Origin of the sequence: Mesorhizobium sp. M0626 (genome assembly GCF_040320665.1) — a bacterium.
In the GTDB taxonomy this organism is placed as follows: Bacteria; Pseudomonadota; Alphaproteobacteria; order Rhizobiales; family Rhizobiaceae; genus Mesorhizobium.
Genome location: NZ_JAMYQD010000025.1, coordinates 50,200 through 73,565 on the forward strand (window position 1 = coordinate 50,200; position 23,366 = coordinate 73,565).

Consider the following 23,366-nt stretch of genomic DNA (forward strand, 5'->3'; position numbering starts at 1 on the left):
CGACAATGTCGAGCAGCCGCCAAATGCGGTCATCACCACAGCGCCGTCAGAAGCAACCAGCCGAAGTTGTAGGAAAGGGGAGCGCAAGAGACTTGGCACGAATAATGCGGACAAAGGAGAAACCGCAATGCCGGACCCGGACAGGAGCCTAGAGAAACCGCCAATGCACATCGTAATCTGCATCAAGCAGGTGCCGGACTCGGCACAGATAAGGGTCCATCCGGTCACGAACACGATCATGCGCCAGGGTGTTCCGACCATCATCAACCCTTACGACCTGTTCGCCCTCGAAGAAGCGCTCAGACTGCGCGACGCACATGGCGGCGAAGTCACTGTGCTCACCATGGGTCCGCCCATGGCAGAGGACGCGCTGCGCAAGGCGCTCGGTTACGGCGCCGACCGAGCGGTGCTCTTGACCGACCGCTATTTTGCCGGCTCCGACACGCTGGCAACCTCGTTCGCCCTTTCCCAGGCAATCGCGAAGATTGGCGAGACGTTCGGCACGCCAGACCTCGTCTTCACCGGCAAGCAGACGATCGATGGCGACACCGCCCAGGTCGGGCCCGGCATCGCCAAGCGCCTCGGACTCCTGCAACTGACCTATGTCGCGAAGATCCCTTCTGTCGACCTTGCTGCACGCGAGATCAAGGTCGAGCGCCGTTCCGAAGGCGGCACACAGATGCTGAAGAGCAGGCTCCCTTGCCTCATCACCATGCTGGAAGGCACAAACGAGATCCGCCGGGGCTCGATCCAGGACGCCTTGTGCGCCGCGCGCAGCCAGGTCTTGAAATGGAGCGCGGCCGACGCCGGCATTGAGGATCTCACCAAATGCGGCCTGCGCGGTTCACCGACGGTCGTCAAACGTGTTTTCGCCCCTCCTGCTCGAGCTGAAAAGGCGGCACAAATCGACACCGCCGAGAAGGCCTTGCGCGATGTCGCTGACGAACTCATCACCGCAATCTTCACCCGCCAGCCGGCGCTGGAACATGAGCTCGCCTTTAACGGCGGCGCGTGACGGCAAGGAGCAAAACGATGTCGACCGCGAACGGAGAAACCCCTCGCCCTGCCGCCGGCCGCGCCGGCATAAAGAAGGAATTGCCCGCCCATTTCAAGGACTATCGGCACGTTTGGGTTTTCATCGAGCTCGAACGTGGCGAGGTCCATCCGGTATCATTCGAACTGCTCGGCGAAGGCCGCAACTTAGCAGACAAGCTTCAGGTCCAGCTTGCAGGCGTCGTGCTTGGACCGCCGGGAGAGGCCGTCGGGAACGCCGTTGCCGAAGCATTCGCGTATGGCGCTGACCTTGTGTACATCGCCGAGGCGCCCCTGCTCGCCGACTATCGGAATGAACCTTTCACCAAGGCGCTGACGGATCTGGTCGATACCCACAAACCCGAAATCCTTCTTCTCGGTGCCACCACACTGGGCAGGGATCTTGCCGGCTCCGTGGCGACGACCTTGCAGACGGGGCTCACGGCCGACTGCACCGAACTCGATGTGGATACCGACAGTTCGCTCGCCGCCACGCGTCCGACTTTCGGCGGTTCCTTGTTGTGCACGATCTATACGCTCAATTTCCGCCCGCAGATGGCGACCGTGCGGCCGAGGGTCATGCCCATGCCGCAGCGGACGGATAAACCGGTCGGGCGTGTCATCCGGCACAAGCTTTCGCTTGCCGAGGACGAGATCGCTACCAAAGTCCTCGGCTTCCTGCCGGACAATCAGTCGGCGAAGGCAAACCTTGCCTATGCCGACGTCGTGGTTGCGGGAGGCCTTGGTCTTGGCGCGGCGGAGAACCTGCAGCTTGTGAAGAACCTCGCACGAGCAATCGGCGCCGAGCACGGCTGTTCGCGTCCGTTGGTCCAGAAGAGCTGGATGCCAGCTGATCGGCAGATCGGCCAAACTGGCAAGACGATCCGGCCGAAGCTTTACATAGCGGCCGGGATTTCCGGCGCCGTCCAGCATCGGGTTGGCGTGGAGGGGGCGGATCTCATCGTGGCCATCAACACCGACCCGAACGCGCCGATTTTCGATTTCGCTCACCTCGGAATCGTCACCGACGCGATCCGCTTCCTGCCCGCACTGACGGAAGCCTTCACCCGGCGGCTGTCGCCCCACAGTCGCGATAAGCTTTCGAGCTAAGGGGATGGACATGATCGAGGAAAACTTCGACGCCATTGTTGTTGGGGCAGGCATGTCCGGAAACGCAGCTGCTTACACCATGGCCAGCCATGGCCTGAAGGTGCTGCAGTTGGAGCGGGGTGAATATCCGGGCTCCAAGAATGTCCAGGGTGCCATCATGTACGCGAACATGCTGGAGAAGATCATCCCGGATTTCCGGGATGATGCGCCTCTCGAGCGGCATTTGGTTGAACAGCGGCTTTGGGTGATGGACGACACATCCCATACAGGGATTCACTATAGGTCGGACGACTTCAATGAGGCGAAGCCCAACCGGTACACGATCATCCGTGCCCAGTTCGATAAATGGTTTTCGCGTAAGGTGCGCGCGGCCGGCGCGACCGTTCTGTGCGAGACGACCGTGACGGAACTCATCCGTGATGCCAATGACAGGGTGATCGGCGTCCGCACAGACCGGGCGGGCGGAGCCATCTACGCGGACGTGGTCGTTCTCGCAGAAGGTGTCTGCGGACTGCTTGGCACTCGAGCCGGCCTGCGCGAGATGCCAAAGCCGCAAACCGTGGCCCTCGCCGTCAAGGAAATGCATTTCTTGCCCGAAGAGGTCATTGAGCAGCGGTTCGGCGTAAAGGGCGATGAGGGCTGCGTGATCGAGGCGGTGGGCACGACCTCCCGCAGCATGGCCGGGCTCGGCTTCCTCTATACCAACAAGGAGTCCATCTCACTGGGCATTGGCTGCCTCGTCTCCGATTTTGCCGCGATGGTCGAGAGCCCCTACGTTCTCCTTGATGCCTTGAAGAGCCATCCTTCGATCCGGCCGCTGATCGCCGGCTCGGAAGTGAAAGAATATTCCGCACACCTCATTCCCGAAGGCGGCTACAAGGCTATTCCGCAGCTCTTTGGCGATGGTTGGGTCGTGGTCGGCGATGCCGCGCAACTGAACAACGCCATTCACCGCGAGGGTTCGAACCTCGCCATGACCTCCGGCCGCATTGCGGCTGAGGCAATCGTCGAGGTCAAGAGCCGCAACGGTCCGATGAACAAACGGAATCTCGCCCTTTACAAAGCCATGCTGGACAAGTCCTTCGTGGTCAAGGACCTGAGGAAATACAAAGACATGCCGGCCTTGCTCCACACCAATTCATGCAATTATTTCACGACTTATCCGCGGTTGATGTCGCAAGCTGCGCAGAACTTCATGCGTGTCGACGGCACGCCGAAGATCGAGAAGGAAAAGGCGACCACGGCGGCCTTCATCAAGGCGCGCTCGCGCTGGGGGCTGGTCAGCGACGCGGTCCGCCTTGCATTGGCGTGGCGCTGAGGGGAGACGAAATGACCAGCGCAGCGACGAAGTCACGTGTCGAGGACAAGCTTTACCAGAACCGCTACTTGGTGGATTCCGGCCGCCCGCACATCAAAGTGCGACCGCACCAGAAGCCGAGCGCGAATTTGCTCGCTCTGACCCACGTCTGCCCGGCGAAATGTTATGAGTTGAACGACAAGGGTCAAGTGGAGATCACTGCCGACGGCTGCATGGAGTGCGGCACCTGCCGGATTTTGTGCGGGACGACTGGTGAGATCGAGTGGAACTATCCACGCGGCGGTTTCGGAATCCTCTTTAAATTCGGATGACCGGCGCACGCATGCCCTAAGCAGATACCGCGCTCAGGGACTCTACGATATGTGAAGGTGCTGACCGCGCCAAGCGAGCTGGAGATTACGCTCGCCATACGCTGGCCAATTGTCGTGAGCGTCCTGCCCACGTTTCTGCAGACGGGTGATGGAGAAGTCGTCGTCTGGACGCTGAAGGAGAGCCGGAGATTGCCGCCACTGCCGGCAACACCCACGCACCTCAATCAGGCACTCGCCGCCTCATACCACAGGCTGTACCAGATCGAGCGGATTGCGGCTGCCGGCCAGTCGCATCGGCGCCTCAGCAGCAAGGTATCTCCCCTTACGGCCGGCGTCCGAACCATGCCGCTTGCCGCCCGCATCTGACGGAACGCTATTGGCTGATCGACGCGATTGACAAGGCCGGTTGGGTTTTGCCAGGGCGGCTCGTATCCCCGGCCTCACGCCCTGGATAATCGGCTACGCCCTGCGCCGGCATGGTATCAAGGTTAAGAAATTCCAGACGTCGCGATGACGTCAAGCGTAAGCAGCCCGGAGTGGTCTCGCTCACACTCTGCGCGCCCGAGGCTGCTAGCCTCGCGACCCTATTTGCTTGTCCACTGTCGTAAGCCCGACAAAGGTGTGTCGGAGCAATCCGAAGGAATCTGACACGAGAAGCCTATTCGTGAACCGAAACAGCTCTTTGAGCTGGCATAGCTCTTGCGCTTTGAACTGCGACATCACGCAGCAACGGAGCCGTTCATGTCTGCACCGGCAATTTCGCTTGAGAGCCTCAGCACGACATTCGGTGACCAGTTGCTTGGCACCATGAAACCCGGTGGCTGCGCGTCTTCGTCCTGCGGCTCGTCGACAAAGCCCGACGACACGGATCCGGCTGTCTGGGAGAAGATCAAGGATCACCCCTGCTTTTCAGAAGAGGCGCATCACTATTTCGCGCGTATGCACGTCGCGGTCGCGCCGGGCTGCAACATCCAGTGCAACTACTGCAATCGCAAATATGACTGCGCCAACGAAAGCCGGCCTGGGGTAGCCTCTGAAAAGCTGACGCCCGATCAGGCGCTACGCAAGGTGATCGCGGTCGCCAATGAGGTGCCGCAGCTTTCCGTGCTCGGCATCGCCGGACCGGGCGACGCCTGCTACGACTGGAAGAAGACGAAGGCGACCTTCGCCAGGGTCGCCAGGGAAATTCCAGACATCAAGTTTTGCATATCCACGAATGGGCTGGCGCTGCCCGACCATGTCGATGAGCTTGCTGACATGAATGTCGATCACGTGACGATCACGATCAACATGGTCGACCCTGAGGTCGGTGCAAAGATCTATCCTTGGATCTTTCACGATCATCGCCGCTACGTCGGCATTGAAGCCACCCGGATCCTGCACCAGCGGCAGATGTTGGGCCTGGAGATGCTGACCGCGCGGGGCATCCTCACCAAAATCAACTCGGTGGTGATCCCGGGCGTGAATGATGAGCATCTGATCGAGGTGAATAGATGGATTAAGGAGCGAGGCGCGTTCCTGCACAACCTTATGCCGCTGATTTCGGACCCGGCCCACGGCACGCACTACGGTCTGAGCGGGCAGCGCGGCCCAAACGCAATGGAGATGAAGGCTCTTCAGGATCGTGTCGAAAACGGCGCCCAGTTGATGCGCCACTGCCGGCAGTGCCGGGCAGATGCCGTGGGCCTGCTCGGAGAAGATCGTGGCCAGGAATTCACAGTCGACCGGATTCCCGGCGAGGTCACCTACGATGCCAGCAAACGCAAGGCCTATCGGGAGCTGGTCGCGGAGGAGCGCCGTGATCACGTCGAGGCTAGGAGAGAAGCGATCGGATTGGTCAAGGCAGCGAGCCCCGGCAAGTCCCTTCTCTTCGCGGTGGCCACCAAGGGCGGCGGCCGCGTCAATGAGCATTTCGGCCATGCGAAGGAATTCCAGGTTTATCAAGCCTCGCTGAAAGGGATCAGCTTCGTCGGGCATCGGAAGGTGGACAAGTATTGCCTTGGCGGCTGGGGCGCAGAAGCCGCCCTCGATGGCGTCATCGCAGCGCTTCAAGGCATAGATATCGTGCTGTGCGCCAAGATTGGAAATTGCCCGCAGGATCAGCTCGCGGAGGCTGGAATCAGGGCCACCGACGCCTGTGCCCATGACTATATCGAGACAGCAATCAGCGTGACTTACATCGCCGCATCTGGGACCCCCACACTCGCGGCGACGGCCTGAGCTGTCTCATTCATTCGGACCAGGAGTTAAAATGGCTTTCAAGATCATCGCATCCCAATGCACCCAATGCGGCGCCTGCGAATTCGAATGTCCTTCCGGCGCGATCAAGTTCAAAGGCGAGAGCTACGTGATCGAGTCACAGAAGTGCACCGAATGCGAGGGGGTCTTCGATGCGCAGCAATGTGCCTCGGTATGTCCGGTGCCGAAGACCTGCGTTCCTGCGTAACGGACATTGGACTGCCGACATGGTTGGGGGCTGCCTACGCAGGACGCCTGGAACGCCTTGTTCGCAATCTCAGCCGCAAGAGAAATCAGGGAACGGACATGTCGCTCGGACGCGAAGAGGAGATCGAAATCCGCAGGCCTCCACGATTCATGCCGGGAGAGCGGGTACGTGCCACTCGCCACATAAAGAATGACGGCACCTATCCTGGCAGGGAGATCGGCGAAAATCTCGTGCGGAAGGGGGACGAGGGATATGTGCGCGACATTGGCACCTTTCTCCAGCAGTTCTTCATCTATGCGGTCGAGTGGATCGACCGTGGCACCGTAGTCGGTATGCGAGCGCGTGAACTGATGAGCCTCGACGAGGCCGAGGCGCCCTGCAGTGCTGAAAGCAATACCAATGAAGGGACGGCCAGATGAAAGTCATGATCCGCAGGACCGATGCTGGTTTGTCGGCGTATGTCCCCAAAAAGGACCTCGAAGAGCCGATCATCAAACTCGAGAAGGAAGAGTTGTGGGGCGGAACGGTCACGCTCAGGAACGGGTGGCGGCTCCTCCTACCCGATCTCCCACATGATACGCGTCTGCCGATCACCGTCGAGGCAAGGAAGATTTCCGAAGAGGGCTGATGCTGCCCCTAGGTGCGTCGCGAGGAAACGAGATGAACACGATCCTGACATCGGGCCACCTCGTCATTGTGCGGGACAGTTTTGCTGAAAAGCTGCTTGACCTGGCGAAGGAAGCGCTCGCCGCCGATGAGGTGATCCCCTATCTCGGTCCGGGTCTTCTTGAGTTGAACTGTGTGGAACCGCCTGTGCCGCATACCCCGGAGGTTGTTGCCGCGGCACTCAATGCACGGGCTCCAGCCCCTTCCAGGATCCGCACCAATATGTGGTCGGTTGCACAGTTCATCGAACAGCGCCGGCATCGCCGAACGCTTCAAGCTTGGATGACCGACATATTCGCAGCGCCGGTGGGGCCGACCCCCTTCCACGCCTGGCTCGCAAGGCTGCCACTCTCCCTCATCATCGACAGCTGGTATGACAGCGCGATGCGCACGGCTCTGGTAGAGACCGGTCGAACGGACGTCCTTGAGATACAAGGCGTCACGCGCGCGAATGAAATCGGCAACATTTGGACGAAAACCTACGATTTGTGCGGGAGGGAGCTCGACCCCCGATTGGGGGCCAAGACGGTTCTCTATTCACCTCACGGGAGTATTACGCCCGCGCAAAACTTTCTCGTCGCAGATTCCGACTACGTCGAAGTCCTGTCCGAAATTGATATCCAGACACCGATCCCAGACGCTGTGAAGGAACGGCGCATCACCCGTGGATTTTTCTTCGTTGGCTGCCGCTTCAACGATCAGATGCTGCGCACCTACGCCAGACAGATCATGAAGCGCTCCCGCGGTCCCTATTGCACCGTAATGGACGCGGAAACCCTGACCAGAAACGAAGCGCGTTTTCTTGCGGCAAGCGGAATCACGGTGATCGACATGCCACTAAGTCAAGCGGCGGCTCGGCTTGTGGGAACGGGCACGGCTGCAGGTTGAGGACGGGATTAACAATGGCGGATGCCTTTGATGATGTCTGCTTCGGCTTTCCTCGAAGGCGCAAAATGCAGTCGGGAATACACCCGTGAACAGTGAAGCTGTCAGCGGCGCAACGAACGCACTGAATTCGTTGGCCCATGTTGAAGCGGCGCGCTGGGGCCGGGATTTGAGTACGCTGTTGCGCATCACGCGTATGAATCTGCGCCATCCGTGGCAGGTCGCCCTCGCTATGGGCTCGACGATCATGGCGGCAATCCTCCAGTTGCTCATTCCCCAGCTTCTCGGCCGGGCTGTCGACCAGTAGCTATCGGGGGCGGTGTCGCGGGGGCTGCGGCAGGACAAGCGCTCTGGGCCCCGGCTCTCCTGCTGCTCGCCGTCAGCGCGCTACGCGGCGTTTTCACGATGGCGCAGAACTATTTTGCCGAAGCCGTCGGGCATCATGTCGCGTACGAATTGCGGCTCGCCTACTACGACAAGATCCAGCGTCTCAGCTTTTCCTTTCACGACCGGGTCCATTCAGGCGATCTGATAACCGCCGGAATGCTCGATCTCGAAGGCGTGCGGATGTATTTTTCCACCGGGCTCATGCGGGTGCTCCTGCTGACGATGCTGATCGGGATTGGCGCTTACATGATGATCTCGACCGATCCGATGCTCGGCTTGGCCGCGCTCAGCTTCGTGCCTTTTGTCGCTTGGCGCTCATCGACCACACAGCTTAGGCTGCGCGCCACCTGGCTCGACCTCTATGAGCGCCTTTCGGTACTAAGCCGCGTGATGAAGGAAAATCTCGCAGGTATCCGTGTGGTCCGCGCTTTTGCGGCTCAATCCTATGAGATGCTGAAGTTCGACGGCGCTTCCAAGAACGCGCTCGACCTCGCCAACGATCTCGTTGACATCTACGTACCCAACACGTCGGCGATGACCTTGTCCTACTTTTTCGCAATGGGATTGGTGCTTGGGATCGGTGGCAACAAGCTCGTCGCTGGCGAGATCAGCGTCGGAACCATGGCGACCTTCCTGACCTTCATGACCATGCTGCAAATGCCAGTCCGCCAGATCGGTCTCATGGTCAATGCGTTTGCCCGCGCTTCTAGCTGCGGTTCGCGGCTTTTCGGTCTCCTCGATCAGGAGATCACCATCAGGGATGCTCTCGAGGCCAGACCGCTTGAGATAAGTGACGGCACTCTGCGCTTCCACAATGTCTCATTTGCCTACCCCAACGCCGAAAACCGCGCCATTCTGAAGAACCTCAGCTTTGAGGCCCGGAGAGGCGAGACGATCGCTATCGTCGGTCCGCCGGGTTCCGGCAAATCGACGATGGCTCATCTGGTCCCCCGCTTTTACGACGTGACCGGTGGCGCCATCACGTTGGACGGCCAGGACATACGCAATGTCACCCTCGAGAGCCTTCGCAAGGCGGTCGCGGTTGTACAGCAGGATGCGTTCCTATTCACAACAACGATCGAGAACAACATCGCTTATGGCGATCCCTGGGCGAAGAGACAGCGAATTGAACGCGCTGGAGAATTCGCCCAGCTCCACGACTACATCCTCGGGCTCCCGGCAGGGTATGAGACGGTCGTGGGCGAACGCGGCGTTTCTCTCTCTGGCGGCCAGCGCCAGCGTCTCACGATTGCTCGCACCATGATGCTGCGCCCCTCCGTCATCATTTTCGACGACTCGATGGCCGCGATCGATGCCGGCACCGAGCTGCGCATTCGCGCGGCGATGCGGCGCTTCGCAAAGGATCGGGTGACGATCATCATCGCGCACCGGCTGAGTGCGCTTAAGCATGCCGATCAAATCCTTTTTGTCGATAAAGGCGAAACCGTAGAACGCGGCACGCATGAAGAGCTTCTGGCGAAGCGGGGACGCTACAGGGCCCTTTACGATCTCCAGACGCGCCCGGGTGATAGCATTATTAGCCAGGATGGGGGCGCCCGCTGATGGACCAGGGCCGCGGCGAACTCGAAGCCGAACGTGACGATGGGAGACGCCCTCCGCGCGCGGTCGTCGGCTCGCACCGGATCGAGGAGGAGATGTTCGGCCGGGCTTTCGACAAGAGCATCCTCCGTCGCATCTGGGGCTTCGTCCATCCCTACCGGGCAAAGGTAGTTGTCACGATTGTCGCGATGCTGATCTTCACCGGGACGCAGCTTCTCATCCCCTTGATCATCCGCTACGCGATCGACCTCGGCATGAACCCGGCAAGGCCCGATCGCTCAGCCCAGCTTGCGGCCGTCGGCGCGTTCCTTTCGGCGATTTTGGTCAATTTCGCCGCCGGCTACATGCAGGAAGCCTTGGATGGGAAAATGGCCGAAACTGTCCTGTTCGACATCCGCCGCGCCATGTTTGGCCATCTGCAAAAGGTTTCGCTCTCTTTCATGGACAAGACCGAGGTCGGACGCCTGATGTCGCGCCTGCAAGGCGACGTTAACTCCATACAGGAGTTCCTGGAAACCTCGGTATATTCCCTAGGCGATGTTGCGCTTCTCTTCGGCATCGTTTTCGTAATGCTGTGGCTCGACTTTCGCCTCGGCCTCCTGACGCTATCGGTTCTGCCAATCCTGGTGATCGTCCGCATTGTCTGGTTGCCGCGGGCCCGCGACGCCTTCATGGCTGCACACGAAACCAATTCCGTCGTCAATGGCGCGCTGGCCGAAGCCATTCACGGCGTGCGGACCATACAGTCAATGGACCGCCAGCAGGTGAATTTCAGTCTTTTTGACGATCGGGCCCATGCCAACCTCAGGACCCACCTGATCGCTGCCAGATATGCACTGGTCATGGTGCCCATCGTCGATGGCATCACCGGCCTCGCCTTGGCCGCCGTTATTGTGGTCGGCGGCTCGATGGTCATGAATAGCCGTATAGATGTGGGCGTGTTGGTAGCCTACCTATTTTACATCCAGCGCTTCTTTGACCCGATCCGCTCACTCACCCTGCAATATTCGGTCATGCAGCGCGCCATGGCCTCAGGCAAGCGCCTGACCGATGTGTTCGACGTCAAGATCGATGTTAAGGACAAACCCAATGCCGAAGTGCTTTCGCCCGAAATGGACGGCTCGGTCGAGTTTAGGGACGTCACCTTCGGCTACGATCCGAACCGTTCGGTTCTGAAAAATGTCTCGTTCAAGGTCAATCCGGGCGAGACGGTCGCACTAGTCGGACCGAGCGGTTCTGGCAAATCGAGTGCGATGGCCCTGGTCCACCGCTTCTATGATGTTCAGCAGGGTCAGGTGCTGGTCGGCGGACATGATGTACGCGACCTCACCCAGGAATCGCTCGGCCGCCAGGTCGCCATGGTGCTGCAGGAGCCATTCCTGTTCACCGGGACGGTCTTCGAGAACATTCGATACCAGAAGACGGAAGCCACGCGCGACAAGGTGATCGAGGCGGCCAAGGCTGTCGGCGCGCATGACTTCGTCATGAGCCTCGCCGACGGGTATGAGACACAACTTGGCGAACGCGGCGACAACTTATCTCTCGGCCAGCGCCAGCTTATCAGTTTCGCCCGCGCCCTCGTCGCTGACGCCAAGATCCTCGTGCTCGACGAAGCTACCGCCAATATCGACAGCTACACGGAATTGCAGATTCAGAAGGCTCTGATCAAGCTGCTTGAAGGGCGGACTGGCCTCGTCATCGCCCACCGTCTCGCCACGGTCCGGGGGGCCGACCGCATCATCGTGCTTCAGAATGGCCAAGTTATTGCGACTGGCAACCACGATGAGTTAATAGCCATGGGCGGCCTGTATTCCAAACTCTACTATCTCAACTACGCCTCCTTCGACGACCTTCCCGAACACGATACCACCGTCCAAGCTGGCTCTCAGACCTGACATCTTGGCGGCCTTGTGGTAGTGGCGTTGACTTTCGGGCGTGTCGGCAGACCACTCAGGCCACCGCATCCGGCCAGCAGCCAGCATTCAAGAACGAGCACTCCTCGCAATTCGTGAAGACCGGCTGCGAACGATTTCCTCCAGCATCGTATCCGACCGCGGTGCACCACCATCATCGGGCGAGCTCGCTGGAGGTGTTGGCTGGGCGTCGCAAAGCCGCTCGCGAGCGCGCCCTCAATAGCGCCGTAGCGAGTGACGGCTTTGCCACCGACGGGCCGCTGATGAAGCTGGATTAGTGGGCGCCGCACCGACGCCGCCCCGGGCGAGAAGAACCTCCTGCGGCTGGCTATGGGCAACGACTAGCGCCAGCGCGACGAGCAGACGCGTGCCGGCATCGTGACGCGCTCGGCTACCCTCTCCTTAAGATCGTGCATGTTCACACGATGGCCCAGACGCCAGCCAACGCACAAAGCTGGTATTCTGTGCCGCCTGCTCGTCGTCAGTTTGGCCTCCTCCCGATTGCCCGCCCCACCACGTGCAAGCTCGAGCACATGGTCAGCCAAGTCGAGCCATGATTTCGGATTGAATGGTCCTCGCGGTGTAAAGGGAAGCATCTAGCGGCAGATTTCCAAATGCCATTTGACAAAGCAGGTAGTTGGCACCTGCCTCTTCCAACTGATCTAGCAGAGCTTTTCGCACAGACTCTGCTGATCCTACCACGCACAATTCACTCTCGACTGCCGCATCGAAGGTCAGCGGCAAGTTTGGTGGAGTGGGGATAGCGTTAAGCTCGTAAAGGAATTGGAAGCTCTTGAGCCAGCGTGCGTAAGCAGGTGCCGCGAGCGAATAGGCATGTGTGTCACAACGCCCAATCACGACCATGCGGAGCAATCCGACAAATCTCCCTTGATCCCCCCCGCCTGCGTTGTCCTCTCGATAGGCGCGGAACGCATCAGTAGTTTTGCGAACAGAAGAGGAAGGTCCTACACACGCGATATTTGTTCCATTCGCAGCGGCCCAAGCTGTGGACTCGGGTCGATTGGCAGCGACCCATGTGGGCGGATGTGGACGCTGATGAGGTCTTAGCGTCAAAGGAACGTCATTGAGATCAAAATGGCGACCTTGATAGCAGAGCGTGCCGACCTCGCTCGAATTAACAAGTATTTGCATAAGAATTTCGCTGGCTTCGGCATAACGGCCCGGCACCGCGTCCGCACCAATCCCGAAGTAGCCCAATTCGGTCGGGAGAGCACCGCGCCCTATGCCCAGTTCGAGCCTGCCACCGCTCAACTGGTCCAGCATACAGATCTCTTCGAACGCACGCAGCGGATGATAAAGCGCAAGCAGCATCACCAAGGGTCCGAGACGCAAGCGCCGGGTGCGCTGGGCGACGCTCGATAAGAACAGATTCGGCGATGGACCTCTCCCATGGGGAGTGCAGTGGTGTTCTGCGAGATGATAGGCATAGAACCCTAGCTGATCGCACGCCTCTGCTAATATCAGGCGATCTTCGTACTGCCGGCCTATATCGCGGCCATCCTCATCCAAATGATCGAAGATGCCGAAAGCTAGGTTTGAAGGAAAGACGTTTGTCACTCTTTAAGTCCCCGTTTTTAAAAGCAGGCTGTTTTCTTGCTGGGGTCACCAAGCAAGTCGGAAGAGATGTGTGTGATCGCCGATTAGCGTCAGCGTAACGAAGAAGCAGAGCCTGACGCTTCCCTGCCCCTGAAGCTTGGCACCGTTAAGCTTCCAGCGATGTCGCCAGCGGCAGCAAGAAATTCATCCATCTGCTCTTTTGTGCCGATGCTGACGCGGATACAGTGTTCCAAGCCTTTGTCCGGAAAAAACGCGACAAGTATCTTTTGCCTCTCCAATGCTGCTTGCCACCATGAGCCGTCCTGTCCCGCGGGCACACGGGCCAGCAAGAAATTTGCGCGGGAGGGTGTTACGGAAAATCCGAGTTGCGATAGTGCAACTGTCACTCGCTCTCGTTCATCCTTGATGTGCTTGTGGTTGTCTGCGTAGGCGCCGCGATGCGCAAGCACGCTGATACCAACGGCATGCCCGATCACGTTCATGTTGAAGACGTTCTGGATGTTTCGCAGCCTTCCAATAATTTCAGGGTGACCGAAACCGAAACCGACGCGAATGCCGGCGGCGGCATAGCTTTTCGAGAATGACCTCAAGACCAGAAGGTTCGAATACCGGTTGATGAGGCGCAGTCCGTGATCGGGTGCAAAGTCGACGTAGGCCTCATCGAGGACAATCAAGCGGTCCGATTGTGCTACGAGGCGTTCGATATCGCTTATCGGGAGGAATGTTCCGGTCGGATTGTTTGGATTGGCCAACATAATAAACTTGGCGTCTTTTGCCGGACCAGAAAGCAATTGCTCCATTGGCAGGGAATGAGCTTGACATCCGATTTCGAGGAACTCAGCGCCCTGGAGCATGGCAAGTTTGCGGTTGAACGAAAACCCTGGCGACATCATCGCAACCTTGTCGCCGGGTGCGAGGAAAGCTCTGTAGATCAGTCCGAGCAGTTCAGACGACCCGTTGCCAGCGATGACCTGATCCCTGGAAACGCCATAGGCGCTGGACGCTGCTTCCCTCAGTCTGAAGTTATCGTCATCCGGATATAGATACTGGCGCTTGAGGGCCGCCACTGCACTTTGCATTATGATTGGCGGCAACGGAAACGGGTTCTCATTCGTATTCAGCTTGATAAAATTTGCGTCCGGCGCTGGTCCGTTGGACGGCAGAGCATCCAACTGTCGTGTCACTTGCGAAAGAGCCGAAAGCACAGTTTGCAGTTTTGCGTCGGACATATTTAACTCCGTTTCAGTCACACAGGGGCATCCGCATGAGCTCGCAACGAGAGCAACATGGCGGACAGGATTGGACGATGGCAGGGTTGCCTTCCACACAATGGTCGCAGCGCCGGCTGACATGGGAATTCAGCCACCTGTCCTCGGTCGAATCGAGTTGACGCGCACGCGGATCTGCATCGCTGCGCGGCGCCAAGGCGCTAAGCTGCTCAGCTCATGCCCAGGGTCATGCTTTCAAAGACGCTTGATCTCGACGCCGTATTTCCTCAGCACGTAGCCAATCTGGCGCGGGGTCAGCCCAAGCAAGCGCGCTGCCTTTGCCTGCACCCAGCCACATCTTTCCATGGCAGCAATGACGCGCTCTATATCGGGCGTCCTCGCGCCAATTGGGTGGGTTGCGCCGGCAAGTGGGTTAGTCGCGGCCGAACTGGCGGCCTCGTCCGGGGGCGTGGCCAAATTCGCTGACTCCGGCAGGATCGGCGGTGGTTGCAGCGCGGCCTTGCCCGATCTGCACTTCCACAGCGCCTCGGCAAAGCATTGGCCTTGGGAGCAGGCAAAGTCGTTTCTCCCGATTGACAGTCCCTCGGCCAGGATCGCTGTCCGGTGCACGCAATTTTCAAGCTCGCGAATGTTGCCGGGAAACTCACATTTCATCAGCACTTCAATCGCACGCGGATCGAAGGTGAGCGTACAGCCGTTCTCGTCGTTGAACTTCTTGAGAAACTCAGCTGCGAGGAGCGGAATATCGCTGCGCCTTTGGCGCAATGCTGGTACCAGCAAGGGAACCACGTTGATGCGGTAGTATAGGTCGGCGCGGAACTCATTCCTTGCAACCGCCTCTTCCAGGTTCCTGTTCGTGGCGGCAATCACGCGAACATCGACCTTGATGGTCTGATTGCTGCCGACGCGCTCAAACTCCTGCTCCTGCAGCACGCGCAGTAGCTTTGCCTGGAACGAGGCCGAGATCTCGCCGATCTCATCCAGAAACAACGTCCCCTTGTCAGCGAGCTCAAAACGCCCCTTGCGGGAATTGAATGCGCTTGTGAAGGCACCCTTCTCATGACCGAACAATTCGGATTCCAGGACCGTCTCTGGGAGCGCTGCACAATTGAGTTTAACGAAGGGCCGCTTGGCGCGCGGCGACAACTCGTGAATTGCCTTGGCAGCCAGCTCCTTCCCGGTACCGGACTCACCTCGCAACAGAACTGTGGTTTTTGCCTTCGCTACGACCGCGATCTTCTCCAGCAGGGCGCTTATCGCCGGACTGTCACCAATCATCCCCTCGACGTGGACCTTTTTGCGCCGGGGTGCAGGGTGCTTAACATCAGAAAATTTCGTTTGCAGCCGATGTTCCAGCTCCGGCGTTCGCTCGCGGTCGACCGCGGAGAAGCGATGCAACTTGACTGTCTGTCCCACCATGTTGGCAATCATGGTAAGCAGCCGGACATCATCGTCGAGCCGATAGCTTGACCTGCTTTCCAAAACCCGGTCCAAAGTCAGCGCGCCTATGGCGTTCCCATCAACACGAATGGGAACGCCGATGAACGACACGGTGTCGGAGGCCCCAAGCACCTCGATATCAGCGGCAGTGAAGGTCGGATGCATCACTATGTCGTCGGCGACAAGCGGCGTGTCGGTCGTCACAATCTGGTCGATGGCGTTGCGCGGCAGGCGCGAGCGGGAGGGCTCATTGCCGTTCGTGCCGCAGCCGCTGGCCACTGTGATGTCCAGTCCGCCCTCGGCATCGCAGAGAGCGATGATGCCGTGCCGCATCTGCACAAACGAGTGCAGGAGATCGACTACCTTGGCCAACTTGAGTTCGAGCCGGGCGGCATCGGCGAGTACTTTCGATATTTCGAAGATGCCGGTTAGCGCGCGCTCGTGCAATGCCACACTCGCAGGATTCGTGTCGGACTTTGGACAACCCTTTATCGCATTCGGCAGCGATATGCCGCAGTCGCGGGCATTCTGTTCTGACTTGCTAATGTTGTGGTGCATGTGATCCTCGATCTCGCGCCATCAAATCTAGGCTGGCGGCATGTGCGCCGCGACATCGTGGGCACGCGCGAAAATGCTCCGACGTGAACTCGTGCCGCCGCCGTGTGGTCGAGTGCAAAGCGGGTCTAGCCCTGACGCATCGCTTGGCTACTCCCTCCACGAGGCTTGGCCATGTTATTGGCTTGCCCCGGGCAAACACACGTTGTTTTCAAAAGACTGGAGCGAGGCGGCATAGTCAATCGAGCTTTCTTTCATCTGTGAAAGGAAACCTCGCGGCCTATGATAGGATTCATCAGTTCTATCTTTGCGTTGAAGCAGAAATACCTGGGCCGGCCATGCGTTGCCCGAGCGGCTGACCGCGCGGAGTGTAAATGCGGGGCCGTGCCATTCACCAGCGCCCGCGAAGGAGGGTCGGGAGCGATAATAACCGCCAACGGCACTGGTCGGTTGCGGCAACCGCCATCTTTCTCGAGTTGATCAGGCGGCGGCGATGTCGGGTGTGAAGGCGCGAAGCTGGCGTTGAGTACGACTTCCTAGGCGGTGCTCGCAACTTTATGAATCGCATCGTCGTGGTCAGCACCATCACTGGGGGCCTAAATCGGCACACTCAATGAGCGTATCGAAAAGTCTGAACAGATTACGATGCGACCGCTTGGAAACGGCTGCCCCTGCTGCGGGCGTTGATTTGCAAAATGGGTCGTCCAAAAGGCCGTCCGAATTTATTCTGTGATTGCAGTGGCTGCATGGTCGTAGGCTGTCTAGAAACGAGCGCTTCCGAACAGGGGTAAGTTAGCCTGTCATCTGGACGGCCTTGAACAGGCGACCTATTGGTACGCGCTGGCGCCAACGATGGGGCCCGGTCCAAAGCCGGCTAACGAGGAACCCACCACGCTCTGTGCAGCAAAACCGCTAGCCAGAGGGATCGACCGGCAGCACTCTGCCAGAGACCATCAAGGGCGTTCGGACCGCGGCCTTGCCCGCTGGTCTGACACCGCTCCTCCATCATTGGCGAGCCCACATCAGTTCAGGTGATGCGGATTCATCTGGCATGGGTATTGCGGCGGCGTTGGTGCAGCGTTCGACCGGAGCGCCGCGATAGGGAGAAGCCCGGGAGAAGTCACGCCACCTCGATCCGGTCAGGGAGAGAGAAACAGTGTCAGCTGCACAAGTCCGCGGCGCGAGTCCCGCGCCCCGCAAACCCTTCTACACCAAGCTCTACGCCCAGGTGCTTGCCGCCATCGCGCTCGGCGTCGCAATTGGCTATTTTTATCCGGAGACCGGCGAGAGCCTGAAGCCGCTGGGTGATGCCTTCATCAAGCTGGTCAAGATGATCATCGCGCCTGTCATCTTCCTGACAATTGCGACTGGCATTGCCGGCATGAACGATCTTCATAAGGTCGGCCGGGTCGCCGGCAAGGCAATGGTTTATTTCCTCACCTTCTCAACGCTCGCGCTGATCGTCGGCCTCATCGTCGCCAATGTCGTCCAGCCTGGCGACGGCCTGAACATCGATCCGGCCTCGCTCGATGTCCAGGCCGTGAATACCTATGCCGCAAAAGCCAAAGCGCAGTCGGTCACCGGCTTCCTGATGAACATTATCCCGCCAACGATCGTCGGTGCCTTCGCGGAAGGCGACATCCTGCAGGTGCTGTTCTTCTCGGTTCTGTTCGGCATGGCGCTTGCGATGGCCGGAGAGACGGGCAAGCCTGTCGTTTCCTTCCTCCAGGCGCTCATTGTGCCTGTCTTCAAGCTCGTCGGAATTCTGATGAAGGCCGCGCCGATCGGCGCTTTTGGCGCGATGGCCTTCACCATCGGCAGATATGGCATCGGTTCGGTAGTCAACCTCGCGATGCTGGTCGCGACGTTCTATTTCACCGCCTTCCTCTTCGTGTTCGGGGTTCTCGGCGCAGTCTGCCGTTACAACGGCTTTTCGATTTGTTCTCTCATTCGTTACATCAAGGAAGAGCTGCTGCTTGTCCTCGCAACGTCCTCCTCGGAGGCGGCGCTCCCGTCGCTGATGGAGAAAATGGAGAAGGCGGGCGCCAGGCGTTCGGTTGTGGGTCTCGTCATCCCGGCCGGATATTCGTTCAATCTGGACGGCACGAATATCTACATGACGCTAGCGGCTCTCTTCATCGCACAGGCGACGAACACGGATCTGTCCATCGGCGATCAGGTGCTGCTGCTGCTCGTAGCAATGCTTTCCTCCAAGGGCGCTGCAGGTGTGACAGGTGCGGGCTTCATCACCCTGGCGGCTACGCTCGCGGTAGTTCCGAGTGTTCCCGTTGCTGGGATGGCACTGATACTCGGCATCGACCGATTCATGTCCGAATGCCGGGCGCTGACGAATTGCGTCGGCAACGCAGTGGCATCCCTCGTCGTCGCACGCTGGGAAGGAGAGTTGGACCGAGCACAGATGAAAGCTGCCTTCAGCGGTCATCAGCTTACCGAGGCATCAAACCGGCTACCCTCCTGCAAGTAAGGTGGGCGGCCCACGACCTGTGAAGTCGCTTAGCTGGTCACATAACTGAACGACCGACCCGCAGCCTCTAAACGGCTCCTCACGGACCATGTATCAGAAGCGCTAAATGTGTGAGTGCAAATCGTCACCGCCCTTTAAGCGAATGAGCCTTTCAGTATACCCGGCCGGTTTACGTCTGCAATGATGTTCGTCCAACACGCTGTGCCCATTCGTATGGGGACGTCTTCACTTTGCCACCCGAAACCGAAACTCGTTAGGCGGACAGAGAGCCGGCCTGCCTCAAAAACCAATCAGAATAGGACCTATGACCAAGCGCCCCACAATTGCCGATCTCGCCCGCGAAGCCCGAGTCAGCGTAGCAACGATCGATCGGGTTCTGAACGCCCGCCATCCGGTGCGCGAGGAGACCGCGCGGCGGGTCCACGACGCCGCCCAGGCGATCGGCTATCATGCTGCCGGGCTAATCAAGCAGCGGTTGCGGCGAGACCTACCGCACTACCGTCTGGGCTTCATCTTGAGAAAACCGGCCCAGCATTTCTACCAAGATTTTGCGCGCGAGGTCGAAGCATCGGTCAATTTGGCCCAGTCCTTCCACGGCATTCCGCTCGTCGAATTCGCCCCGTCACATATGCCGAGCGACCTGATCGCGCCGCTCAAGGAGTTGGGCGCACGCTGCCATGCAATCGCGATGGTGGCACCGGACCACCCGAAAATCACAGCAGCGGTTGAGGACCTCAAGGCCAAGGGCATTCCGGTTTTCTCGCTGCTTTCCGACTTCGCCGCCGGCGTGCGACAGGGGTATATCGGCCTCAACAACCGCAAGGTGGGGCGCACGGCCGCTTGGATGGTGTCCAAGGTCGCAAAACGGCCCGGCAAAGTGGCGGTGTTTGTCGGCAGCCATCGTTTCCAGGGGCACGAGCTCCGTGACGTCGGCTTTCGCTCCTATTGCCGTGAGAACGCGCCCACGTTCGAGGTGCTGGATCCGGTCATGAACCTCGAGAAACGGCAGATCACCTACGAGGCAACGCTTGATCTCATGCAGCGGGAGCCCGAGCTCGTCGGCTTCTATGTCGCCGGCGGCGGCATGGAGGGCGCCATCTCCGCGCTCCGAGAAGAGGGCAAAAGTCGGGATCTCGTCGCGATCGTGAATGAAATCACACCTGAGTCTCGGGCAGCGCTTGCAGATAACATCGTCACGATGGCGGTCGCCACGCCAATGCGCCGGCTTTGCCAGGAGCTGATATCGCTGATGACACGGGCTATCGAGACCGGCACCGCTGAAACACCCGGACAGACATTTCTGCCGTTCGACATCCATCTGCCGGAAAATATATGAAGGCGGAAGCGCGAGGTAGATTGCCTAGATCCGCAGCGTCAACCTCCACCGGCTTCACTTGCCAACATGCCCCACGTTCTCGTGCAGGGGGTGTGGTCAATGATCCCGCACGGCAAGAGCCGAGCGAGGCCAGCACAGTCCATTTGGGGTCGACCTCGTCGACCGCCATCTCCTCGCCTGGCTGCACGTGAAAAGCCGCGGCACAGCCGGCAAGGTAGGAATTTAACCGGGCTAACCATCTTCTGGGACTTCGCAAGCAAATCGAGGCGGCAGTCAATTCAGTAGCAGCCCGGGCGTGTGTTCTGCTCGTTCCGGCCCCTCGCACTTAGCAAGGAACTGCGCCGCTCTGCCGGGCCAAAGGCCCGACGCCCGAAGGGCAACCGCTCCTACGCGATCGCGTCCGCCTCCAGAAGCCGCCATCGAAAAGAATGCTCGCGTCGTCACCACCTACGGCCAAAGCGGGCAATCAAGGCAGCTGGCATCACTCTGCCACACATCCTCGACGAGCAACTCGCCTGAGATCAGCCCCAGAACGTAGGTAACACGCGCCGCGCCGGCGCTTGTCGAACATGCTGATCAGCCTGTCTTACAGGCGGTGATTAGGTGGGGCTCAACATCTTCCGGGGCTTCGCACGCGATTTCGAGGTGGCAGTCGGTACCAAGAAACGAAAGGTCGGATCGGCGTGCCCGAGACGCTCAATGATTTCAGGCAAAGGCGCCAGGCGAGATGCCTCCTGCAACATCATTTCCCGCATCCACATGCTTGCCGGATCACTATTGTGAAGCTCAGGCCATTGGACGGCTTCCGTGAATGCAGGAGGAGGAAGTGGCGGCGGAAGTTGGACAATCCGCAGGGGTGTTGTTTTTGCGAAATGCTGCGCCAGCCGTAAGGGCATGGTCCCGATGCGGTTGGTGCCTGACAGGACGGGCGGGATCAGGCTAAAGCCCTGTACGACAACTTCGATACGTCTCTCGAAACCGTGCTCGAGCAAATACCATTCCTCCATGGTGGGCTGCCGGGTGTGCCTGAATTTGAGCACAACATGTCCCATGCACAAGTATCGCTCGAATGTAAGTGGCTCCGACAGCTGCTTGTTCGTGCCGCAGCCTACGCCTACGAGCTTATCTTCGAACAGGGCTGCGCGAGGATGTTTCGACATGAACACTTCCGGCATGATTAGAAAATCAACGTCGCCGCGCCGGAGAAGCTCCTCGGGGTCGTCGCAAATAGGCAGACATTCAAAGCGAACGGCGGGAGCTTCCCGCGCAGCGCGCTCTACTATCGTCCTAAAAAATACGAGCGTGATGTAATCGGAAAGCATGATTCGGAAGAGGCGATCCGATTGGGCCGGGTTGAAGGCGTCGGGGGAAATAATCGATAGCTGGATGTGCAGCAATGCATCCCGGACTGCTGGAGCGAGCCCGTCGGCGCGCGGTGTCAAAATGAGCTCGCGGCCGTTCATCGTAAATAGCTCATCGTTGAAATAGGCGCGTAACCGAGCAACGGCGGCGCTCATGGCCGGCTGGCTCAGGTTGATACTGCGAGCCGCGGCAGTGACTTTACGCTCCCTCATCAGAGCGTCCAGCACAACGAGGAGATTTAGATCCAGCCCTTTGAAACGCATGTCATGTTCTATCCAACGTGTGGATGCGTATCATTCAAACAATCAATTTTACGAATTTACGAGCCATGCATTAGAGGAACGTAAATGAGCGACGTCAAGCTCAAATCGACGACACGGGCCGGAACTTCGAGAGAGTGTCTGGCTCACCTTCGCCAACGACAACGGCTGAGTGCAGCCAACAACGCCGCTTTGGTCGAGTAATGCGGCCGCAAAAACCAATATGAAGAGAGGTCCTGAATGCGCCATCAGGTGCAGTGGAAGTTGTGCTGGGAAAACGAGTTGCAGCTCTCCGATCACGTTAAGCTCGCCGAGTTCTTTCGTGATACGTACGGGCCGACTGGGGCGTCCAACGCAGAACCGTTCGAAGGTAGTCGAAGCTGGGCCGGAGCCAGGCCTGAACTCCGCGTGATCGCCTATGATTCAAGCGGTGTAGCGGCTCACATGGGCATACTGCGCCGTTTCATCAAGGTCGACGCGGTCGACCTGTTGGTGGCTGAACTGGGCCTGTACGGGGTACGTCCGGACCTTGAGGGTCTGGGAATCGCCCATTCAATCCATGTCATGCTTCCAATACTGCAGGAGCTTGGCGTTCCATTCGCTTTCGGAACGGTCAGGGACGCGCTGCGGAATCATGTTGAGAGGTTCGGACGGCGATACAGCCCTATGGCCGTTTTGTCGGGAATTCGCGTGCGCTCCACCCGACCAGAGGCCCGCCTCGACCTGCCGCCCACACGCATCGATGACGCACTCACAATTGTTCTGCCAGTTGGACGGCCGATCAGCGAATGGCCCACGGGCACGATGATAGATCGGAACGGACCAGAGCTATGAGCCGGTCCGATTGCTTGTACGAAGTGCGCCGTGAGTGCTCTGACGGCACCGGCCGTCGAAGCGTTTATCTGACGTTTGACGACGGTCCCAATCCACTTTTCACACCGGAGATTCTCGACGTGCTGGCAGAGCAGCGGGTGCCGGCGACTTTCTTCGTCATCGGCGCCTACGCCTTAGAGCACCCATATCTAATCCAACGGATGATCGCAGAAGGGCACGAGGTAGGCAACCACACGATGTCTCATCCGGATCTGTACCAATGCGGTTTCGGCGAAGTGCAACGTGAGGTCTTTGAAGCGAACGACGCCATCATGAGAGCGTGCCCGCAGGCCTCGGTCCGCTTTGTTCGCGCGCCCTACGGCGCCTGGAGCGAAGAAGTCTGCACAGCATCACAGATCGCCGGGCTGGCGGCCCTTCATTGGTCCGTCGACCCTCGAGATTGGTCTCGCCCTGGAGTCGAGGCGATTATCGATAAAGTGCTCGCCTCCGTCCGGCCGGGCGCAATTGTACTCTTGCACGACGGATGCCCTCCCGGCGAGTTGAGCCAGGGCGCTCACGCCGGCATGCGCGACCAGACGGTCACGGCGCTGTCCCGGCTGATTCCAGCACTGCGTGAGCGCGGATTTGTAATCCGCTCACTTCCTCAACATCACTGAACA

Annotated in this window: 18 protein-coding genes and 3 pseudogenes; 17 read left to right on the forward strand and 4 right to left on the reverse strand. The window is 59.1% G+C overall.

Features of this window, described 5'->3' with window-relative positions; all coding sequences use genetic code 11:
- Positions 1-163 precede the first annotated feature (163 nt).
- The 12 genes and pseudogenes from NKI37_RS27550 to NKI37_RS27605 all read left to right on the forward strand — a co-directional run bounded on the left by NKI37_RS27550 (position 164) and on the right by NKI37_RS27605 (position 11,610).
- The gene (locus NKI37_RS27550; RefSeq protein ID WP_023672212.1) at positions 164-1,015 is read left to right on the forward strand and encodes an electron transfer flavoprotein subunit beta/FixA family protein; all 852 of its coding nucleotides are present in this window, start codon (positions 164-166) and stop codon (positions 1,013-1,015) included.
- A 17-nt stretch (positions 1,016-1,032) separates the two neighbouring features.
- The gene (locus NKI37_RS27555; RefSeq protein WP_023685019.1) at positions 1,033-2,142 is read left to right on the forward strand and encodes an electron transfer flavoprotein subunit alpha/FixB family protein; all 1,110 of its coding nucleotides are present in this window, start codon (positions 1,033-1,035) and stop codon (positions 2,140-2,142) included.
- Positions 2,143-2,152: 10 nt separating this feature from the next.
- The gene (locus tag NKI37_RS27560) at positions 2,153-3,460 is read left to right on the forward strand and encodes an FAD-binding protein (protein WP_023712672.1); all 1,308 of its coding nucleotides are present in this window, start codon (positions 2,153-2,155) and stop codon (positions 3,458-3,460) included.
- Positions 3,461-3,471: 11 nt separating this feature from the next.
- Positions 3,472-3,771 carry a ferredoxin family protein gene (locus NKI37_RS27565; RefSeq protein ID WP_023806340.1) on the forward strand — a complete coding sequence of 100 codons (300 nt, stop codon included), beginning with the start codon at positions 3,472-3,474 and terminating at the stop codon, positions 3,769-3,771.
- A 51-nt stretch (positions 3,772-3,822) separates the two neighbouring features.
- Positions 3,823-4,137, forward strand: a complete 315-nt coding sequence (locus NKI37_RS27570; RefSeq protein WP_352790034.1) for a hypothetical protein — start codon at positions 3,823-3,825, stop codon at positions 4,135-4,137.
- A 375-nt stretch (positions 4,138-4,512) separates the two neighbouring features.
- Entirely contained in the window at positions 4,513-5,991 is a 1,479-nt protein-coding gene (gene nifB, locus NKI37_RS27575; RefSeq protein WP_352790032.1) for a nitrogenase cofactor biosynthesis protein NifB, read from the forward strand.
- 31 nt (positions 5,992-6,022) lie between these two features.
- Positions 6,023-6,217: a 4Fe-4S dicluster domain-containing protein gene (locus NKI37_RS27580; RefSeq protein WP_023672218.1), complete on the forward strand. Its 195-nt coding sequence runs from the start codon at positions 6,023-6,025 to the stop codon at positions 6,215-6,217.
- A 98-nt stretch (positions 6,218-6,315) separates the two neighbouring features.
- On the forward strand, positions 6,316-6,636 hold the full coding sequence (locus NKI37_RS27585; RefSeq protein ID WP_023672219.1) for a nitrogen fixation protein NifZ: 321 nt from the start codon (positions 6,316-6,318) through the stop codon (positions 6,634-6,636).
- A complete protein-coding gene (gene nifT / locus NKI37_RS27590; RefSeq protein ID WP_023672220.1) occupies positions 6,633-6,845 on the forward strand; it encodes a putative nitrogen fixation protein NifT in 213 nt (70 codons plus the stop codon). Before NKI37_RS27585 ends, nifT begins: the two co-directional genes overlap by 4 nt.
- Positions 6,846-6,877: 32 nt before the next feature.
- The gene (locus NKI37_RS27595) at positions 6,878-7,771 is read left to right on the forward strand and encodes an SIR2 family NAD-dependent protein deacylase (protein WP_352790029.1); all 894 of its coding nucleotides are present in this window, start codon (positions 6,878-6,880) and stop codon (positions 7,769-7,771) included.
- 85 nt (positions 7,772-7,856) lie between these two features.
- A pseudogene (locus NKI37_RS27600) lies at positions 7,857-9,718 on the forward strand (ABC transporter ATP-binding protein).
- Positions 9,718-11,610 carry an ABC transporter ATP-binding protein gene (locus NKI37_RS27605; RefSeq protein ID WP_352790027.1) on the forward strand — a complete coding sequence of 631 codons (1,893 nt, stop codon included), beginning with the start codon at positions 9,718-9,720 and terminating at the stop codon, positions 11,608-11,610. The pseudogene NKI37_RS27600 and the gene NKI37_RS27605 overlap by 1 nt, the downstream one beginning before the upstream one ends.
- 555 nt (positions 11,611-12,165) lie before the next feature.
- On the opposite strand, the gene NKI37_RS27610 is transcribed toward NKI37_RS27605, so the two are convergent.
- From NKI37_RS27610 to nifA, 3 genes are all read right to left on the reverse strand, one after another.
- Entirely contained in the window at positions 12,166-13,206 is a 1,041-nt protein-coding gene (locus NKI37_RS27610) for an LLM class flavin-dependent oxidoreductase (RefSeq protein WP_031195881.1), read from the reverse strand.
- Between the two features lie 89 nt (positions 13,207-13,295).
- Positions 13,296-14,435, reverse strand: a complete 1,140-nt coding sequence (gene hisC / locus NKI37_RS27615) for a histidinol-phosphate transaminase (RefSeq protein ID WP_352790024.1) — start codon at positions 14,433-14,435, stop codon at positions 13,296-13,298.
- Between the two features lie 234 nt (positions 14,436-14,669).
- On the reverse strand, positions 14,670-16,433 hold the full coding sequence (gene nifA / locus NKI37_RS27620) for a nif-specific transcriptional activator NifA (protein ID WP_023672228.1): 1,764 nt from the start codon (positions 16,431-16,433) through the stop codon (positions 14,670-14,672).
- A 1,153-nt stretch (positions 16,434-17,586) separates the two neighbouring features.
- Here nifA and NKI37_RS27625 point away from each other — a divergent pair.
- The 3 genes and pseudogenes from NKI37_RS27625 to NKI37_RS32000 all read left to right on the forward strand — a co-directional run.
- On the forward strand, positions 17,587-18,915 hold the full coding sequence (locus NKI37_RS27625; RefSeq protein ID WP_023706359.1) for a dicarboxylate/amino acid:cation symporter: 1,329 nt from the start codon (positions 17,587-17,589) through the stop codon (positions 18,913-18,915).
- 304 nt (positions 18,916-19,219) lie between these two features.
- Positions 19,220-20,251 (forward strand): LacI family DNA-binding transcriptional regulator, encoded by a 1,032-nt coding sequence (locus NKI37_RS27630; protein WP_352790021.1) that lies wholly within the window; start codon positions 19,220-19,222, stop codon positions 20,249-20,251.
- A 291-nt stretch (positions 20,252-20,542) separates the two neighbouring features.
- Positions 20,543-20,770 (forward strand): annotated as a pseudogene (locus NKI37_RS32000) (IS1634 family transposase); the annotation flags it as partial.
- Between the two features lie 206 nt (positions 20,771-20,976).
- Here NKI37_RS32000 and NKI37_RS27635 read toward each other — a convergent pair.
- A pseudogene (locus NKI37_RS27635) lies at positions 20,977-21,876 on the reverse strand (LysR family transcriptional regulator); the annotation flags it as partial.
- A 237-nt stretch (positions 21,877-22,113) separates the two neighbouring features.
- Between NKI37_RS27635 and NKI37_RS27640 the strand changes: the two are divergent.
- On the forward strand, positions 22,114-22,707 hold the full coding sequence (locus tag NKI37_RS27640) for a NodA family N-acyltransferase (protein WP_023694280.1): 594 nt from the start codon (positions 22,114-22,116) through the stop codon (positions 22,705-22,707).
- A complete protein-coding gene (nodB, locus tag NKI37_RS27645) occupies positions 22,704-23,363 on the forward strand; it encodes a chitooligosaccharide deacetylase NodB (RefSeq protein ID WP_023672235.1) in 660 nt (219 codons plus the stop codon). The genes NKI37_RS27640 and nodB overlap by 4 nt, the downstream gene beginning before the upstream one ends.
- Positions 23,364-23,366: the final 3 nt, after the last annotated feature.

Bases quoted from the DNA above. Each gene is read 5' to 3' on its own strand.
- NKI37_RS27550 (WP_023672212.1), top strand. From the start codon at position 164: ATGCACATCGTAATCTGCATCAAGCAGGTGCCGGACTCGGCACAGATA.
- NKI37_RS27555 (WP_023685019.1), top strand. From the start codon at position 1,033: ATGTCGACCGCGAACGGAGAAACCCCTCGCCCTGCCGCCGGCCGCGCC.
- NKI37_RS27560 (WP_023712672.1), top strand. From the start codon at position 2,153: ATGATCGAGGAAAACTTCGACGCCATTGTTGTTGGGGCAGGCATGTCC.
- NKI37_RS27565 (WP_023806340.1), top strand. From the start codon at position 3,472: ATGACCAGCGCAGCGACGAAGTCACGTGTCGAGGACAAGCTTTACCAG.
- nifB (WP_352790032.1), top strand. From the start codon at position 4,513: ATGTCTGCACCGGCAATTTCGCTTGAGAGCCTCAGCACGACATTCGGT.
- NKI37_RS27580 (WP_023672218.1), top strand. From the start codon at position 6,023: ATGGCTTTCAAGATCATCGCATCCCAATGCACCCAATGCGGCGCCTGC.
- NKI37_RS27585 (WP_023672219.1), top strand. From the start codon at position 6,316: ATGTCGCTCGGACGCGAAGAGGAGATCGAAATCCGCAGGCCTCCACGA.
- nifT (WP_023672220.1), top strand. From the start codon at position 6,633: ATGAAAGTCATGATCCGCAGGACCGATGCTGGTTTGTCGGCGTATGTC.
- NKI37_RS27595 (WP_352790029.1), top strand. From the start codon at position 6,878: ATGAACACGATCCTGACATCGGGCCACCTCGTCATTGTGCGGGACAGT.
- NKI37_RS27605 (WP_352790027.1), top strand. From the start codon at position 9,718: ATGGACCAGGGCCGCGGCGAACTCGAAGCCGAACGTGACGATGGGAGA.
- hisC (WP_352790024.1), bottom strand. From the start codon at position 14,435: ATGTCCGACGCAAAACTGCAAACTGTGCTTTCGGCTCTTTCGCAAGTG.
- nifA (WP_023672228.1), bottom strand. From the start codon at position 16,433: ATGCACCACAACATTAGCAAGTCAGAACAGAATGCCCGCGACTGCGGC.
- NKI37_RS27630 (WP_352790021.1), top strand. From the start codon at position 19,220: ATGACCAAGCGCCCCACAATTGCCGATCTCGCCCGCGAAGCCCGAGTC.
- NKI37_RS27640 (WP_023694280.1), top strand. From the start codon at position 22,114: ATGCGCCATCAGGTGCAGTGGAAGTTGTGCTGGGAAAACGAGTTGCAG.
- nodB (WP_023672235.1), top strand. From the start codon at position 22,704: ATGAGCCGGTCCGATTGCTTGTACGAAGTGCGCCGTGAGTGCTCTGAC.